A 15583-nucleotide genomic window follows, 5' to 3' on the forward strand; every position below is an offset into this window, starting at 1 on the left:
CCCCCCCCGGGGGGGGGGGGGCCCCCCGCTCTTTGTCTTGGTCCGGTTGTGCCTGTGCTTTCAGCGAGCCGCTCAGGCGACGCCGCGCAGGCGGTCGACGACGTCCTGCACCGGGGCGTCCATGATGATCCTGCCGTGTTCCAGCAGGACGCCACGCTCACAGATACGCGCAACCAGATCCAGGTCGTGGCTTACGACTACGAGCGTCTTACCTTCACCAGCCAGTTCCTTGATCTTGTCGATGCACTTCTTCTGGAACGGCTCATCGCCCACGGCAAGGATTTCGTCCACCAGAAACACCTCAGGATCCGTGTGGACAGCCACGGAAAAGGCGAGACGCAGGTACATCCCCGAGGAGTAGAACTTCACCTCGGTGTCTATGAACTGGCCGATCTCCGAGAATTCGACAATCGAATCAAACTTCTCGTTGATCTCTTCCTCGGTCATCCCCAGGATGGCACCGTTCAGGTAGACGTTGTCCCGGCCGCTGAGGTCATGGTGGAATCCAGCGCCGACCTCGATCAGCCCGGCGACACGCCCCCGCGTACCCACGCTGCCGTCGTCGGGGCGCATGACACCGGAAATGTGCTTGAGCAGCGTTGACTTCCCAGAACCGTTCAGGCCCAGCAGCGCCACGGTCTCACCCTGTTCAACAGTCAGGGACACGTCCTTGAGGGCATCAAACTTTTCGCTGAGGTCGCCTTTGCGGCCTTTGACCAGCCACACGAAGGCTTCCTTCATCGAGCGTGTATGGCGCAGGACGAACCTCTTGCTGATATTGCGTACTTCAATGGCAGTGGCCACGGGTCAGAGCTCCTGAGCGAAACGGCCTTCAAGGCGGCGGAAGACGAGCTGTCCGATGAGCAGGATCAGCCCCGAAATAGCCAAACCAACGGGAATCCACAACGAAAGCAAGTGTGGAGGAATAGCCTCTGCTCCATCCGTCGTGGGCAGCCAGAATGCGTAGTGGAATGTTTCGACCCCCACCGTGATGGGATTCAGCTGGTAGAAGTAAAAGAACGTCTGGCCGAGCTTGTCGCGCACCATCATCCACGAATAAAGGACCGGTGAAGCCCAGGTGGCGATCATCAGCAGCATATCCACGAGGTTCTCAGCGTCCCGGAAGTACACGTTCACGGCCCCGAACAGCAGCCCGAGGCCGGTGGCCAGCAGTCCCACGATCAGGAACCCGGCTACCGCCGCTGCCAGCTGAAGGACACCCGGCCGCCAGCCATTGAACAGGCAGGCCGCCAACAGGATCACAATCTGCGGGACGAAGTGCACACCCGAGACCCAGACCGATGCCACCGGAAAGAGCTGGCGCGGAAGATAGATTTTCTTGATCAGGCCGCCATTTCCCACAATCGAGCGGGAAGCGTTCCCCAGTGCCTCCGTGAAGAAGTTGATCAGCACGATGCCTGAGAACAGGTAGATGGCATAGTTCGGCAACCCATCAGGACGGCCGGGGCTCCGTTCAAGACCAAGGAAAATACCGAGGGCTATGTAGAAGACGATGAACTGTACACCGGGCTTCACATAGGACCACAGCAGCCCAAGGATTGATCCGCGGTACCGGACCTTTAGCTCCTTGGCGACGAGGAGTTTAAGGAGGAACCGCGACTTCAGCACATCCCTGAGACCTGCCCCGGCCCCGGGCGTAGTCAGCTTCTGCGACGGGTCGCCGCCGTCGGTGGCGCTAAAGCCCACTACTTCCCCGCAGGGTCATTCGCGTCCTTCGAAGGTTCGGAGACAAGCGAACCGTCGGAAGACATGGCTGCGAACGTCTCTTTCCAGGCCTCAGGGGACGTGAAGTTGGGAAGTTCGGCGCGGTATTGCTCAGACAGGCTGTCCCAGTTGAGCAGCAGCTCCTTATGCAGCTTCAGACTCCGCGCAATCATTTCACGGAACTTCGCGTTGTCCCGCTGGTACCAGGACGCGCCGGTTCCGTCTGCTGATGACACCAGCGCGGAATCCAGCTGGGAAAGCCTCCACCACCGTGCATCCATCGCGGGCACAATGGCTTCCGGGTTCTCCAGTGCGTTGCCTCGTACCGGAACAACCTGCCGAATGGCACCTGTGACGGCCTTTGCGAAGGCAGTCCGCATGTTCTGAGGCGCGACGGGCTGAATTCCCCGCTTCGGAGGGCGCACACGACGGACCGGAGGGAAGGCCCCTACATCCGTGCTGACCTTGGCGTCGGTAAACTCAGCCCGGCGCTTACGGATTTCGGGAAGTTTGGTCTTGATGGTTTCGTGCAAATGGCCCGGCCCCTTGAGGACATCTTCAAGACCCTCGAGCCTGAGCTCCACCGCCGAGTACTGCATGGAAAGCAGGTGGCGTACGTCGACGGCGAAGCTCTCCTTCATCAGGTTTCCACCCTTTTTGTACGGCGAGTAAATCATCGCCGCGATCCAGCGGTTGCGCTGGTGGAAGTAGGCCTGCCAGTCGATGGTGTCGTCTTTTTCAGTCCAGGGCATATGCCACACGGCGGCACCGGGAAGCGAAACAGTCTTGTAGCCCTGCCGCTTCGCGCGGATACCGAATTCGGCATCGTCCCACTTGATGAACACCGGCAGCGCAAGACCGATCTCGCGGATGATCTTGGTCGGGATGAGGCACATCCACCAGCCGTTGAAGTCCACGTCCACGCGCCGGTGCATCCACGGCGTCGTCCTCAGGTTGCTTGCCGAGAAGTCGTGAGCTTCCTTGGTTTCCTGGTTCGGTCCCCAATAGAAACGCCACTCGTTGATGCTCTCGCCGAAGGTGTGGAGGACGGAACGCTCGTAGAGATTGAACATATGCCCACCGACGATGGTCGGAGTCCGGGTGAAGTCGGCGAACTGGACTGCCCGCAGGACGCCCTCCGTCTCAACCATCACGTCGTCGTCGAGCAGAAGGCAGTAGTCACTTTCGCCTTCATTGACCGTCTCGAACATCCCACGCGCGAATCCGCCCGAACCGCCCAGGTTGCCCTGCTCAACAAGCTTGAACTTCGTGCCCAGGACGGCAGCGGCCTTTTCAAAGCCTTCCTCGTCCCGCACCCGCTTGTTGCCCTGGTCGGTGATGATGAGGCGGTCCAGGACCTCGAGCAGGTCCGGAGATTCGGCGAAGGTCGTCAGATGCCTAACGCAGAAGTCTGGCCTGTTAAAGGTCGTGACGGCAATGGAAACGGTGCCGGGGACAAAGTTTTCCGGTGTCGGGACGGCCCACTCGGCCTTCACCAGCGTGACACCCTTACCGTGCGAAACGAGGTCGAACCAATACCAGCCGCCATCGCCAAACTGCTTGAGCGGGAGGTCGATAGTCAGCACTCCGCCTGCGTCAGTGTGCAGGCTTTCCACACGGTTGGAGGTGCCACGGGGCGAAGACCGGTAAACGATGACCGTGGCCTCGGCGTCGACCTCCACGGACAGTCGAACCTGTTCAACGTCCGTGTGTGCCCGCCAGTAACTCGCGGGGAACGCATTGAAGTAGGTTCCGAAGGAAACCCGGTTGTATTCCGGAAGGCGGACTTGGCGGCGCCCCACGATGAAGTCGGAACGCTGGTTGGCCGTCTGCCCAATCACCGCGCCGGCTGACGCGCCGGTGCGGGAGGTGCGGGAGCGGTCGTCGATGACCCGCTGTGCCGAGTTGAAGTCGACGTACAGCGGCAGCGTGTCCATATCCCCGTCGGTCGGGAGAACCACGCGGTGCACTGTTTGCCAGTCTGTATCCACCGAAGTTACATCCCGGTCGATTTCGTTCTGCGCTACCGTGCTCACGCGTCGACTCCTCCGCTTTCCAGCTTTGCTCCCCCAGTGAAGTGGGGCTTGATCTTATTGTCGTACATGGACAGGGCCGAACCGATCGCCATGTGCATGTCCAGGTACTTGTACGTGCCAAGACGCCCGCCGAAGAGGACATCCTTTTCGCCCTTTGCGAGGTCGCGGTAGGCCAGCAGCTTGGCGCGGTCCTCCGCGGTGTTAACCGGGTAGTACGGCTCGTCGCCCTTTTCAGCGAAGCGTGAGAACTCACGCATGATGACTGTGGCGTCCTTGGTGTAGTCCCGCTCCGGGTGGAAGTGACGGAACTCATGGATGCGGGTGTACGGAACATCCTCGTCCGGATAGTTCATGACCGGGGTTCCCTGGAAGTCCTCGATCGGAAGGACCTCTTCCTCGAGGTCGATCGTGCGCCAGGAGAGGTCGCCTTCGGCGTAGTCGAAGTACCGGTCAACGGGGCCAGTGTAGACAACCGGCACCTGGCCCAGCGTGGTGGCACGGGAGAACTCGTGCCCTTCGTCAAAGAAGTCCGTCTTGAGGTGGACCTGGATGTTCGGGTGATCCGCCATCCGCTCGATCCACGCGGTGTAGCCGTCAACGGGCAGACCCTCGTACTTGTCATTGAAGTACCGGTTGTCATAGGTGTAGCGGACCGGGAGGCGGGAGATGATCTCGGCGGGCAGGTTCTTCGGATCCGTCTGCCACTGCTTGCCTGTGTAGTACTTGATGAACGCTTCGTAGAGGGGACGGCCAATCAGCTGGATGCCCTTGTCATTGAGGTTCTGCGGGTCGGTTCCGGCCAGTTCGCCGGCCTGCTCCTGAATGAGGGCCTTTGCCTCGGCAGGGCCCATGGACGAACGGAAGAACTGGTTGATTGTGCCCAGGTTGATCGGCATGGGGTACACCTCGCCCTTGTGGCTGGTGTAGACCTTGTGCACGTAGTTGGTGAACTGAGTGAACTCGTTCACGTAGTTCCAGACCCGCTCGTTGGAGGTGTGGAAGAGGTGGGCACCGTACCGGTGAACCTCGATTCCGGTCTGGGCTTCGTTCTCACTGTAGGCGTTGCCGCCTATATGGTGGCGCCGGTCCAGAACGGCAACCTTCAGTCCCAGTTCCTTAGCAGCGCGTTCGGCAACGGTGAGGCCGAAGAAGCCTGACCCTACGACGACGAGGTCAACGTTCACTTGTCTCTCCTGTTAGTTCCCGGGCAGCCCTGCGGCACACACCCGACGGTCTAGGTTATCTGACATTTGTACCCGCACACATTCGAAGGGGTCGTCAGCGTTGCTACCAGTGCACCAGCTCATGAAAGCGCCGGTCGAATTCCGTGCTCATGGATTCCGCGTACGACGCGGTCAGATGATTGTCATCCAGGTACACGCGGACACTTCCAACAACCGGTACACAGAGACCGTCCGGACAGACGAGATCAGTCATATCGAGCAAGGCTAGTCCCTGCATGGCGTCAAAGGCCGCAGCCATTCGATCCCCGTTTGCGAGTTTGCTCTCCACCGGAGCCATGCATTCGACAGACTCGATTCCGTAGGCCTCTGTGCATTGAAGGACATTGAATTCGAACCGCGGATTGTCCCTGATGCCGATAACCGGAATGCCTTCGTCAGCCAGCTGCATCGCCGCTTCAGGCAGCCCGGGAACAACAGTGTCGGCCGCATCGGCCGGCTGCGCTGACGTCCCCACCGCCAAGACTGCATCCGGCTTCAGTTCCAGCGCGTAGTCCAGGGCCGCTTTGTTAAAATCCCGGCACTCGGGCCGCTGCTCGTCGGTGGGTGCGCCGAAGCGGCAGCCTCCCTTGAGTAGTGCGATCACCCGGTAATTCCGTTCCTCGGCCATCGGCCGGATGGACCCAAGCCATTGCTGGGCATGGGAGTCGCCGATCACCAGCAGTGTCTTGGAGTAATCCTCGCCCGCGGTGCCCATGCAGCCGTCGCTAAGGAGGGTTAGCCTCGGTGCGTCTGCGAACCCGTTGCAGTCGCCGTCGAGGACTCCCCATTCCTTATCCAGAGCGCTCAGCAGTGGCAGGACAGGTGCGTCCGGATCTCTCTGGTCCGCGTAACCTGACTGCAGGATGCGGGCGCCGGGGTTGTTGCGCACGGCTTCTGCCTCGGCCTGCCGGGCCTCGTAACGGAGCAGCTGCTGCCACCCCGCTACCGGTACCGCCACCAGGGTCACGCAGAGCGCAATCACCACGGCTGCCCGCCGCTTCTTCTTCTCCGCCCACTGCATCGAACGCAGCGGCCGCTCCACGAATTTGGTGGTGAGGTACGCCAGAACAAGGGACAGCGCGATGATGGCAGTGCCCCCAACCGGCCCCACCTCTTCACGGCCGCGCCAGATCAGGAAAATGACGAGGACGGGCCAGTGCCACAGATACAGGGCGTAGGACATATCTCCCAGCCGGATCAACGGCTTCCAGGTAAGGAAACGGTCGGCACCGTAGGGGCTGTCCGTCTGCCCGGCCACGATCACCAAGGCTGCGGCCATCAGCGGCCAAAGGGCAACGAAACCGGGGAACTGTCCCTGCACATCAAGGATGAATCCACCGGAAAGCATGGCGGCCAGGCCTATCCAGCCTGCCGCAATGCGGACGGGACGGGACAGCTTCAAATAGGGCAGCACCAGGACAAGAAGGGTTCCGAAGGCGAATTCCCAGAGACGGGTCCTCGTATCGAAGTAGGCATGGACCTGGTTTGTGTACGTTTCGTAAATCGAGAACGTCAGAGACAGCGCGAAGACTGTGCCGAACACAAGCAGCACTGCTCTGCGCACCCGGACCTTCGCAGCTTTGGCGATAACCGCCGCCAGCGCGAAAAGCAGCGGCCAGAGAATGAAGACCTGGCCCTGCACGGACAAGGACCAGAAGTGCTGCAGCGGGCTTGCGATGCTTTGGTCGGTGGCGTAGTAATCCACCGAGTTGGCGGCGAGGGCCCAGTTTTGGAAGTAGAAGAGGGAAGACCAGACCTGGGACAGGATTTCGGGCCAGCGCGAGCGTGGGACGAACAAAGCAGTAGCGGCAAGGATGCCCAGCAGAACCACGACGACGGCGGGCAGCAGCCGTTTGAACATGTGCAGCCAGTACCTGCCCAGATCCAGCGTCCTGCCTGCTTCAAGCTTGCGGACGAATGAAAGTGTCAGCAGGAAGGCAGAAACCAGCAGGAAGATGTCGACGCCGCCTGATACGCGACCGAACCAAATGTGGTAGGTCACCACCATAAGGACGGCGAGCGCACGGAGTCCCTGAACTTCGGGCCGGAACCCCGGCTTTGCAGGCCGGCCCGCCTCGGCAGGGTGCCGCGCGACAAGGATTTCCTGGGACACACGGACCTTTCAAATAGCTGGGATGTTCTCCCCCGGAGGCAGTCTACCTGCTCGTTTTTTATCAGCCGTGAGGCGTGCCGCCGTGCCGCGTCGAGTTATCCCCAGCTTCAGGCCGGCACAACCGGAGAGTTCTCCGCACCGTTACCGTGAACTTTTTTCAGGTAGATCCAACCCGGGAGGTACCCCTTTTGGTGATCCACGCTGCAGTGTTCCCGGTTCCCCGGACGTCCCCGCTGTCAGCCGGACCCTCCTGCGGCCCTGTGCCGCTGGTGATCAACCCCACAGCTTCGCTGACTGGACCGGACCTGGCTGCCATCCTTGCGGACCGCTTCTTGTGCCCGGACGCATTCGCCGGGCCGCTGCCGGTCTCCCGCCTCGATCCGGGCCTGCGGGAACTCCCCTCGGGTGCCCTGTTTACTCCCGCCTCCGTCCGGCCGCCGGATCCGCCCCGGGCGCGTATTCCGGGTCTGCTGCTGGTGATTCAAACCGGTCCCGACGCCGGGCGCGTCGAGGAACTTGTCCCGGGCCGGTACAGACTCGGCCGGCCGGGCCCGGATCCCACCGGGCCATCCACGGGATGCAGACTAATCCTGGTGGCTGACCCGGCCATGTCCCGGGTCCACGCCGAACTCGACGTCACGTCCAAGGGTGTGGTTATTAAGGACTGCGGCTCCGGGAACGGCACATGGGTGGATGGAACCCAGGTCCGCCGGGCCACGCTGACTACCTCCTCTCTGGTGCGCATTGGAGACAGTTCGTTCCAGGTCAGGGTGGCGGGTTCCGGTCCGTTTCCCCGGAACAGCGCGAACGGGGAGATGCAGGAGCCGCTGACGGTTGCGGCTTCCCCTCCCCGCCCCATGGGCGCAGCCGCCCTCGCAGGCGCGTTCCTCCCGCTCGGACTGTGCATTCTCCTGGCTGCCGGCACAGGCATGTGGTTCTTCCTGGCGTTTTCGGGGCTGGGTGCCATCACCGCAGCCGCGGGACTGCTGGCTTTCCGCAGGCGCAGGCGTGTGTTCCGGCGGGCCGTAGCTTCGGCAGCAGAGGCGGACCGCCGCCGCCGGCTCGCGCTGTACCCAGCCCCGGGTGACTATGCTCTGGCAGCCCTGGATGTCTGCGGCTCCCTCCGGGCACCGGACCGGGCCAGGACCTCTGTCCCGGCTAACCCGGATGCGGGCGGAAAAGCGGGCGCCGGCGCAGTTCACCTGCGGCTCGGCTCAGGAACGCTGTCCGCAAACCTGACCGTGCGCAAACCGGCTGAGAACTGGCAGCCGCCCCTGCTCGATCATGTTCCGCTGACCCTCGAGGCCTGCCCGGGAGCAACCGTGGCCGTCTCCGGCCCGGACGCTGATGTCTTGGGACTGTTCCGCTCAATGCTTCTGCAGCTGGGCAGCCGTGCCCCCGCGGACCAGCCGGCAGTCGTTCTGCTGGGCGGGGACGGGAGCGGCCTCGCTGCCGACGCCCGTTTCCTCCCAGGAGTCCTGCTCCTGCCAACCGCCGACGAGGCGGCAGCGTCCTCCGCGCTGGTGGAACTTGCCCCCGCTGGCCGTGTACCGGCGCTGCTGGTGTTTGCGCCGCCGGGCATAGCCGCTCCCGCGGTGCGGATACTGAGGTCCCTTCCGGAGCAGGTTCGCGCGCTTGCCTGCTTGATCATCGGTGAGGACAGTGGGGACCGGCAGGGCACAGGCTCCCCTTGCGGCGGCCGGGAAGCAGTTCGGATTTCACTGGGTCCGGGAAGCCCAAAGCTGTCAGGGCCGCGTGGAATCCAGTCCTTCGCCCCGGACCTGGTTGGTGCCTCCGCGTTCCACCGGACAGCCGTTCGGCTGGCCTCCTTGGCGGCGCCGGAACCTGCCGCCCCGTCTTACGCACCTTCCCCGGACTCGGCCGCCATCCTGGCAGCATGGCAGCGTGACCTGCTGTTTCGTGCCGTCATCGGTTCCACAGCCGGTAAACCGGTCTTCCTGGATCTTGTGGCGGACGGACCGCATGTGCTGGTTGCGGGAACCACCGGATCCGGCAAGTCAGAACTGCTTCGGACCCTTGTTGCAGCTCTTGCCTGCCAGTTGCCGCCCACAGCCCTGAACTTTCTGCTGATCGATTTCAAGGGCGGTTCCGGGCTGGCGCCGCTGGCGGAACTGCCCCACACTGCAGGTTTCCTCACCGACCTGTCCCGGGAGAACGTGGCCCGGGCACTGACCTCGCTCCGGGCAGAACTCCGGCGCAGGGAAACTTTGCTCGCACAGGAGCAGGCAGGTGACCTGGAGACCTTCAATGCCCGGACATCGACGGTACGGCTCCCCCGGCTCGCCGTTGTTGTGGACGAATTCCGGATGCTGGCGGACTCAGTTCCCAATGCTGTGGAGGAGCTCATGCGGATCGCAGCCCTTGGCCGATCGCTGGGCCTTCACCTGGTGATGGCCACCCAGCGTCCCCAAGGCGCCGTCACGGCCGACATCCGCGCAAATGTGTCCGCGTGCCTGTGCCTGCGGGTGCAGTCCGCGGTTGACTCCCGCGAAGTGGTCGGCTGTGACGACGCCGCGTCCTTCCCCGCATCCGCTCCCGGAATGGCGGTCCTGCGTCTGCCCGGAGAGCCGCCGGTGACGTTCCAGTCCGCTTCAACCGCCGACGGAGGACAAATCCCTGCCCCTGCTGTGCAGACGCTTGCGGAGTTTTTGGCAGCGCCTGCTCGGCTGACCGGCTCGGGGTCCGCACCGGGGCCGGGTCTGGACCGGGTCACTGAAGCGGTCCGAACGGCCGCTGCTGAGGCCGGATTTCCCAGCCGTCCACCGGCCCCCGTCCAGCCGCCGCTGCCGGAAGACCTGAGTTCCCGCCCTGACCCGCCGCGCGGATCGCTGCGGGTTGGACTCGCAGACCGACCGGAAGACCAGGCCCAGGACTGGCTGGACTGGGATCCCCGGCAGCATTCCCATCTGGCCTTGCTTGGGCTGCCCCAAGCCGGACCCCAGGCCGTGGCATCCGTGCTGGCCCGGCAGCAAGCGGCGTTCCTTCCGGCGAGGCACCTCTACGTGCTCGACGGCGACGGCACGTTCGGCTGGACAGCGGAACGGGCGCAAACGGGGGCCTGTGTACTGCCCCACGAGACCGGCCGCGCTGCCCGGGTCCTCACCGTACTGTCCGGCCTGCTGCTGGCCCGGCTCACCGGCGGAACCGGCAGCAGGCAGGAAAATCCCGGCATCACCGTACTGGTCTCCGGCTGGGGAAGATGGCAGGAGGCATTCCGTTCAGGCCGCTTCGCGGGGGCCGAAGACCTGCTGCTGGGGCTGGCCCGGGACGGAGCTGCAGCGGACATCTGCCTGCTGATGACCGGTGTCCGTGAACTCGCTTCCGCCCGGTTCTTCCCGTTGTTTCCCAACCGGCTGTGGTTTCCTGCCGGCCTGCCCGAAGACGCCCTGCTGGCCTGGCCCCGCATGCCGGAACTGCAGCCGCTGCCTGGCCGCGCGTTCGTGCAGGGCACTCTTGCCCCGGGAGCTGGCCAGGGGTCCGGGACTACTGCCCAGTGCCTCCGGCAGTTCGAAGCGGATGAACCGGAACCCCTCCCCCGGGGCGCAGCCCGTCCCCGGCGGATTGAAACTCTTCCCCCATACGTCGGGTACCGGGACCTGCTGCCCCCGGCAGGGCCGGACAGTTTCCCGCTCGGGCTGGGCGGGGATGAGCTGGAGACCATTCAGGCGCAGGTGCCGCCAGGGTCGGTGTTCCTGGTCCTGGGGCCACCGCAGTCCGGACGGACATCTCTCCTGGCGACGTTTGCGGCAGCAGCAACGGCCGGAAAAGTCTTCCGGGCGGATGCCGGCGATGGGACCGGGCTCGCGGACACCACGGTTCTGCCCGCGGCGGGCAGCCTCCGGGACTGGCTCGTCCTTGCCGATGATGCCGACCGGCTGCCGGCAGAGCAGCAGCAGCTTCTGTCCCGGCTTGCTGACCGCGGCGCACGGCTGGTGCTCTCAGCGGCACCGTCCTTCAGCCTGGCGTCGCGGCTGCCGCTGGCCGGGCGCTCCGGACCAGCCCGCCACGGCGTGCTGCTGGCACCGGCCCAGCCTGCGGACGGGGAGTTTTTCGGCGTGAGGCTGGAACTCGACGGCGCGCCCCGGGCAGGAAGGGGCTACATCTTTGACGGAGGACGGGCGGTGGAAGTCCAGTTCGCCCAGGCCGCCCCGGAAGTGCAGGGACCCTAGAAGGTCTTCGGCTCTCCGCTGGTGTGCGAGGTCCAGGCGATGACGGGCTTTGTGAAAACCAGCAGAATCACGGCGGCGGCGGGAAGCAGCAGGACAAGGCCCACCAGCAGCACGCCACCCTGCAGGGTCGGCACAGCGATGACGATCATAAACAGCTGCCACACCAGGGCCGCGGCGCGCGTCCAGCGCATGCCCCGGAAGAAGAAGTGCCCCACCACCAGCAGCCATACGGCCACGAGGACGATCAGGAAAAGACTGAAAACCGCGCCTCCCATGGAGGTGGGTGTCGAGTTGATCAGGTTGTACACGTACCAGCCTGCGACCCCCAGGAGGGCCAGTGCCTCGAAGACCAAAACGGCTGAAATCACTGCAACTGTTCCCGGGCGCGCTGACGGAGCAGGGGAATTTTGGGGTCTTGACACACTGGCACAATACCGGACATAGTCGAGGAGCAGCGACCGGTTAGGGATCCTAGAGGACCGAGGCCACGGGCCTTTGTGACGCATCACTCATCATTTCCGGCAGATTAACAGCTTGTTAACCCTTGTTTGCGTTTCCAACGCGTGACACCCTAGTAGAGGGGATCAGGGGCCGAAACCGGCCCCTTTAGTTTGTGGTTGCTCGTGAATGTTTTCACAAACAAGCGGAGTCAACTTTTCAGAGGAGATAGTGATTAGCATGGATTGGCGGAGCCGCGCAGCATGTCTGGACAAGGATCCGGAGCTGTTCTTCCCCGTTGGGAACACCGGCCCGGCTCTTCTTCAGATTGAAGAGGCCAAGAGCGTTTGCCGCCGGTGCCCGGTCATCGATACCTGCCTTCAGTGGGCAATCGAAACCGGTCAGGACGCCGGTGTCTGGGGCGGCATGAGCGAAGACGAGCGCCGTGCGCTTAAGCGCCGTGCCGCAAGGGCGCGCCGGGCTTCCTAGGGAAGCAGCAAGGGCCGGCAAGGCCCTGAAGAACATCAAGACTTAAGCAAGACACTGCCAGGCACCCCCGCCTGGCAGCGAAGAAGGGGGGGGGGGGGGGCGCGGCGCGCCGCGGCGGGGGGGGGGGGGGGGGGGGGGCCGGGGGCGGCCGACGATCAGGTCCTCTGCCAGCACCGCGGCAATGGGTCCGTAGACCTGGCCGAAGAACATGACCTCCATGGAACCGGCAAGATCCTCGATCTCGCAGCGGGCGTAGGCGTTACCGCTGTTCTTCGCGATGCGCCGCTGCAGCGAGGTGATCATGCCGGCGATCGTCACGATTGCGCCGTCAGGCGGGCCTTCCTCGCTGACAATCGAGGTAATGGAGGAATCCGCGTGCTGGCTGAGGATGCCTTCCAGGCCCTGCAGCGGGTGGTCCGAGACGTACAGGCCCAGCATGTCCCGCTCGAAGGAGAGTTTGTCCTTCTTCTCCCACTCGGGCAGGTCCGGAATGTCGATGCTGATTGAAGCTTCGGGTTCCGAGTCTCCGATTCCGGCGAAGAGGTCGAACTGGCCAACGGCTTCGTTGCGCTTGAGTACCACCACCGAGTCGATCGCTTCTTCGTGGATCATCGCCAGCGGCCGGCGGGCGTGTCCCATTGAATCGAAGGCACCGGCCTTGATCAGCGACTCGATGGTGCGTTTGTTGCACACCACTGCAGGGACCTTCATCAGGAAGTCCTTGAAGTTGGTGTACGCGCCCTTCTCCTCGCGCGCACTGACCATCGCCTGGACAACGTTGGTGCCCACGTTGCGGATGGCACCCATGCCAAAGCGGATGTCCTTGCCCACCGGGGTGAAGTTCACGGAGGACTCGTTGACGTCCGGGGGCAGCACGGTGATGCCCATCTTGCGGCATTCGTTCAGGTACATCGCCAGCTTGTCCTTGTCATCACCAACGGAGGTGAGCAGGGCGGCCATGTATTCGGTGGGATAGTGCGCCTTGAGGTACGCGGTCCAGTAGGACACCAGTCCGTATGCTGCGGAGTGGGCCTTGTTGAAGGCGTAGTCGGAGAACGGCAGCAGGATGTCCCACAGCGCCTTGATGGCTGCTTCTGAGTAGCCGCGGTCCACCATGCCTTGATGGAAGCCTGCGTACTGCTTGTCCAGTTCGGACTTCTTCTTCTTGCCCATGGCACGGCGGAGGATATCTGCCTGGCCAAGCGAGAAGCCGGCCACCTTCTGGGCGATCGCCATAACCTGTTCCTGGTAGACGATCAGGCCGTAGGTGGTATCCAGGATTTCCTTGAGCGGTTCCTCCAGCTCAGGATGGATCGGCGTGATTTCCTGGACGCCGGTCTTGCGCAGCGCGTAGTTGGTGTGCGAGTTCGCACCCATGGGGCCCGGACGGTACAGGGCGATCACAGCGGAGATGTCTTCAAAGTTGTCCGGGCGCATCAGCTTCAGCAGCGAACGCATGGGCCCGCCGTCGAGCTGGAACACACCCAGGGTGTCGCCGCTGGCCAGCAGGTCGTAGGACGCCTTGTCATCGAGTTCCAGGTGCTCGAGGTCAAGGTCGACGTCCTGGTTGAGCTTGATGTTCTCTATGGCGTCGGAAATGATCGTCAGGTTCCGCAGGCCGAGGAAGTCCATCTTGATCAGGCCGAGGCCTTCGCAGGTCGGATAATCGAACTGCGTGATGATCTGGCCGTCCTGCTCACGCTTCATGATCGGAATGATGTCGATCAGAGGGTGCGAGGACATGATGACGCCGGCTGCGTGGACGCCCCACTGGCGCTTCAGCCCTTCCAGGCCGATCGCGGTTTCAAAGACGCGCTGGGAATCCGGATCCGTGGCCAGCAGTTCGCGCAGCTCTTCGGCTTCGCCGTAGCGTTTGGCTTCCTTGTTGTGGACGTCGGTCAGGGAGATGCCCTTGCCCATGACGTCCGGCGGCATCGCCTTGGTGAGGCGCTCACCGACGGAGAAGGGGTAGCCCATGACGCGGGAGGAGTCCTTCAGCGCCTGCTTGGCCTTGATGGTGCCGTAGGTGACGATCATTGACACACGGTCCGCGCCGTACTTCTCGGTGACGTAGTGGATCACCTCGGAGCGGCGCCGATCATCGAAGTCGACGTCGAAGTCAGGCATGGACACACGGTCCGGGTTGAGGAACCGTTCGAAGATCAGTCCGTGTGCCAGCGGGTTCAGGTCGGTGATGCGCATGGCATAGGCGACCATGGAGCCGGCACCGGATCCACGGCCCGGGCCAACGCGGATGCCGTTGTTCTTGGCCCAGTTGATGAAGTCGGCAACCACCAGGAAGTAGCCCGGGAAGCCCATCTGGGTGATGATGCCGATCTCGTACTCGGCCTGTTTTCGCACGTCGTCCGGAATACCGTTCGGGAACCGGTACTGCAGGCCGGTTTCGACTTCCTTGACGAACCAGGATTCCTCGTTCTCCCCCGGCGGGCAGGGGAAGCGCGGCATGTAGCTTGCCTTGGTGTTGAACTCGACGTCGCAGCGCTCGGCAATGAGCAGGGTGTTGTCGCAGGCGTCCGGGTAGTCGCGGAACATGGCCCGCATCTCGGCCGGGGACTTGAGGTAGAACTCATCGGCGTCGAACTTGAAGCGCTTTGGGTCCGCGAGGGTGGAACCTGACTGCACGCACAGCAGCGCCGCGTGCGCCTTGGCGTCCTCCGCATGGGTGTAATGGAGGTCGTTCGTGGCCACCAGCGGCAGGTCCAGTTCCCGGGCCAGCTTGATCAGGTCAGCCTGCACGCTGCGTTCGATGTCCAGGCCGTGGTCCATCAGTTCGCAGAAGAAGTTGTCCTTGCCGAAGATGTCCCGGAAGTCCGACGCCGCCTGCTTGGCTTCGTTGTACAGGCCCAGGCGCAGCTTGGTCTGCACTTCGCCGGACGGGCAGCCGGTGGTGGCGATCAGGCCCTTGCCGTAGGTCTGCAGCAGGTCCCGGTCCATGCGCGGCTTGTAGAGGTAGCCTTCCAGCGACGCCAGCGAGGACATGCGGAACAGGTTATGCATGCCTTCGGTGCTCTCGGCCCACATGGTCATGTGGGTGTAGGCACCGGCACCGGACACGTCATCGCGTCCGCCTCCGCCCCACTTCACGCGGGTTTTGTCCTGCCGGGCGGTGCCCGGGGTCAGGTAGGCCTCCACGCCGATGATCGGCTTGATGCCGGAGTTCCGTGCCTTGTTCCAAAAATCGAAGGCACCGAAGACGAACCCGTGGTCCGTGGTCGCCAGGGCGTTCATGCCCAGCTCATCGGCATGGCTGAACAGGTCGGTCAGGCGTGCTGCCCCGTCCAGCATCGAATATTCGGTGTGATTGTGAAGGTGGACAAACGATTTCGACGTACCAGTTGCTGAAGCCAC

9 protein-coding genes are annotated in these 15583 nt (G+C 63.4%); 2 read left to right on the forward strand and 7 right to left on the reverse strand.

The features are described from left to right. Positions 1-72: 72 nt before the first annotated feature. The 5 genes from TVC13_RS03280 to TVC13_RS03300 all read right to left on the reverse strand — a co-directional run bounded on the left by TVC13_RS03280 (position 73) and on the right by TVC13_RS03300 (position 7097). A complete protein-coding gene (locus TVC13_RS03280) occupies positions 73-804 on the reverse strand; it encodes an ABC transporter ATP-binding protein (RefSeq protein WP_422399811.1) in 732 nt (243 codons plus the stop codon). 3 nt (positions 805-807) lie between these two features. Then, on the reverse strand, positions 808-1707 hold the full coding sequence (locus tag TVC13_RS03285) for an ABC transporter permease (RefSeq protein ID WP_422399812.1): 900 nt from the start codon (positions 1705-1707) through the stop codon (positions 808-810). Then, positions 1707-3761 (reverse strand): glycosyltransferase, encoded by a 2055-nt coding sequence (locus TVC13_RS03290; RefSeq protein ID WP_422399813.1) that lies wholly within the window; start codon positions 3759-3761, stop codon positions 1707-1709. The genes TVC13_RS03285 and TVC13_RS03290 overlap by 1 nt, the downstream gene beginning before the upstream one ends. Further along, positions 3758-4945, reverse strand: a complete 1188-nt coding sequence (glf, locus tag TVC13_RS03295) for a UDP-galactopyranose mutase (protein ID WP_422399814.1) — start codon at positions 4943-4945, stop codon at positions 3758-3760. Before glf ends, TVC13_RS03290 begins: the two co-directional genes overlap by 4 nt. 103 nt (positions 4946-5048) lie before the next feature. Then, positions 5049-7097, reverse strand: coding sequence for an acyltransferase family protein (locus tag TVC13_RS03300; protein ID WP_422399815.1), 2049 nt, complete (start codon positions 7095-7097; stop codon positions 5049-5051). A gap of 191 nt (positions 7098-7288) precedes the next feature. Here TVC13_RS03300 and TVC13_RS03305 point away from each other — a divergent pair, with 191 nt between their 5' ends. Continuing rightward, entirely contained in the window at positions 7289-11287 is a 3999-nt protein-coding gene (locus TVC13_RS03305; RefSeq protein WP_422399816.1) for an FtsK/SpoIIIE domain-containing protein, read from the forward strand. Here the strand turns inward: TVC13_RS03305 and TVC13_RS03310 are convergent. Further along, complete coding sequence (locus TVC13_RS03310; RefSeq protein WP_422399817.1) at positions 11284-11655, reverse strand: hypothetical protein; 372 nt, start codon at positions 11653-11655, stop codon at positions 11284-11286. The two genes, TVC13_RS03305 and TVC13_RS03310, sit on opposite strands and share 4 nt — an antisense overlap. Positions 11656-11965: 310 nt before the next feature. On the opposite strand from TVC13_RS03310, the gene TVC13_RS03315 reads away from it, so the two are divergent. Next, positions 11966-12214, forward strand: coding sequence for a WhiB family transcriptional regulator (locus TVC13_RS03315; RefSeq protein ID WP_055239553.1), 249 nt, complete (start codon positions 11966-11968; stop codon positions 12212-12214). Between the two features lie 42 nt (positions 12215-12256). On the opposite strand, the gene dnaE is transcribed toward TVC13_RS03315, so the two are convergent. After that, positions 12257-15583: a DNA polymerase III subunit alpha gene (gene dnaE, locus TVC13_RS03320; RefSeq protein WP_422399818.1), complete on the reverse strand. Its 3327-nt coding sequence runs from the start codon at positions 15581-15583 to the stop codon at positions 12257-12259.

It is taken from the genome of Arthrobacter sp. 3Tela_A (genome assembly GCF_049311025.1).
Lineage (GTDB): Bacteria > Actinomycetota > Actinomycetes > Actinomycetales > Micrococcaceae > Arthrobacter_B.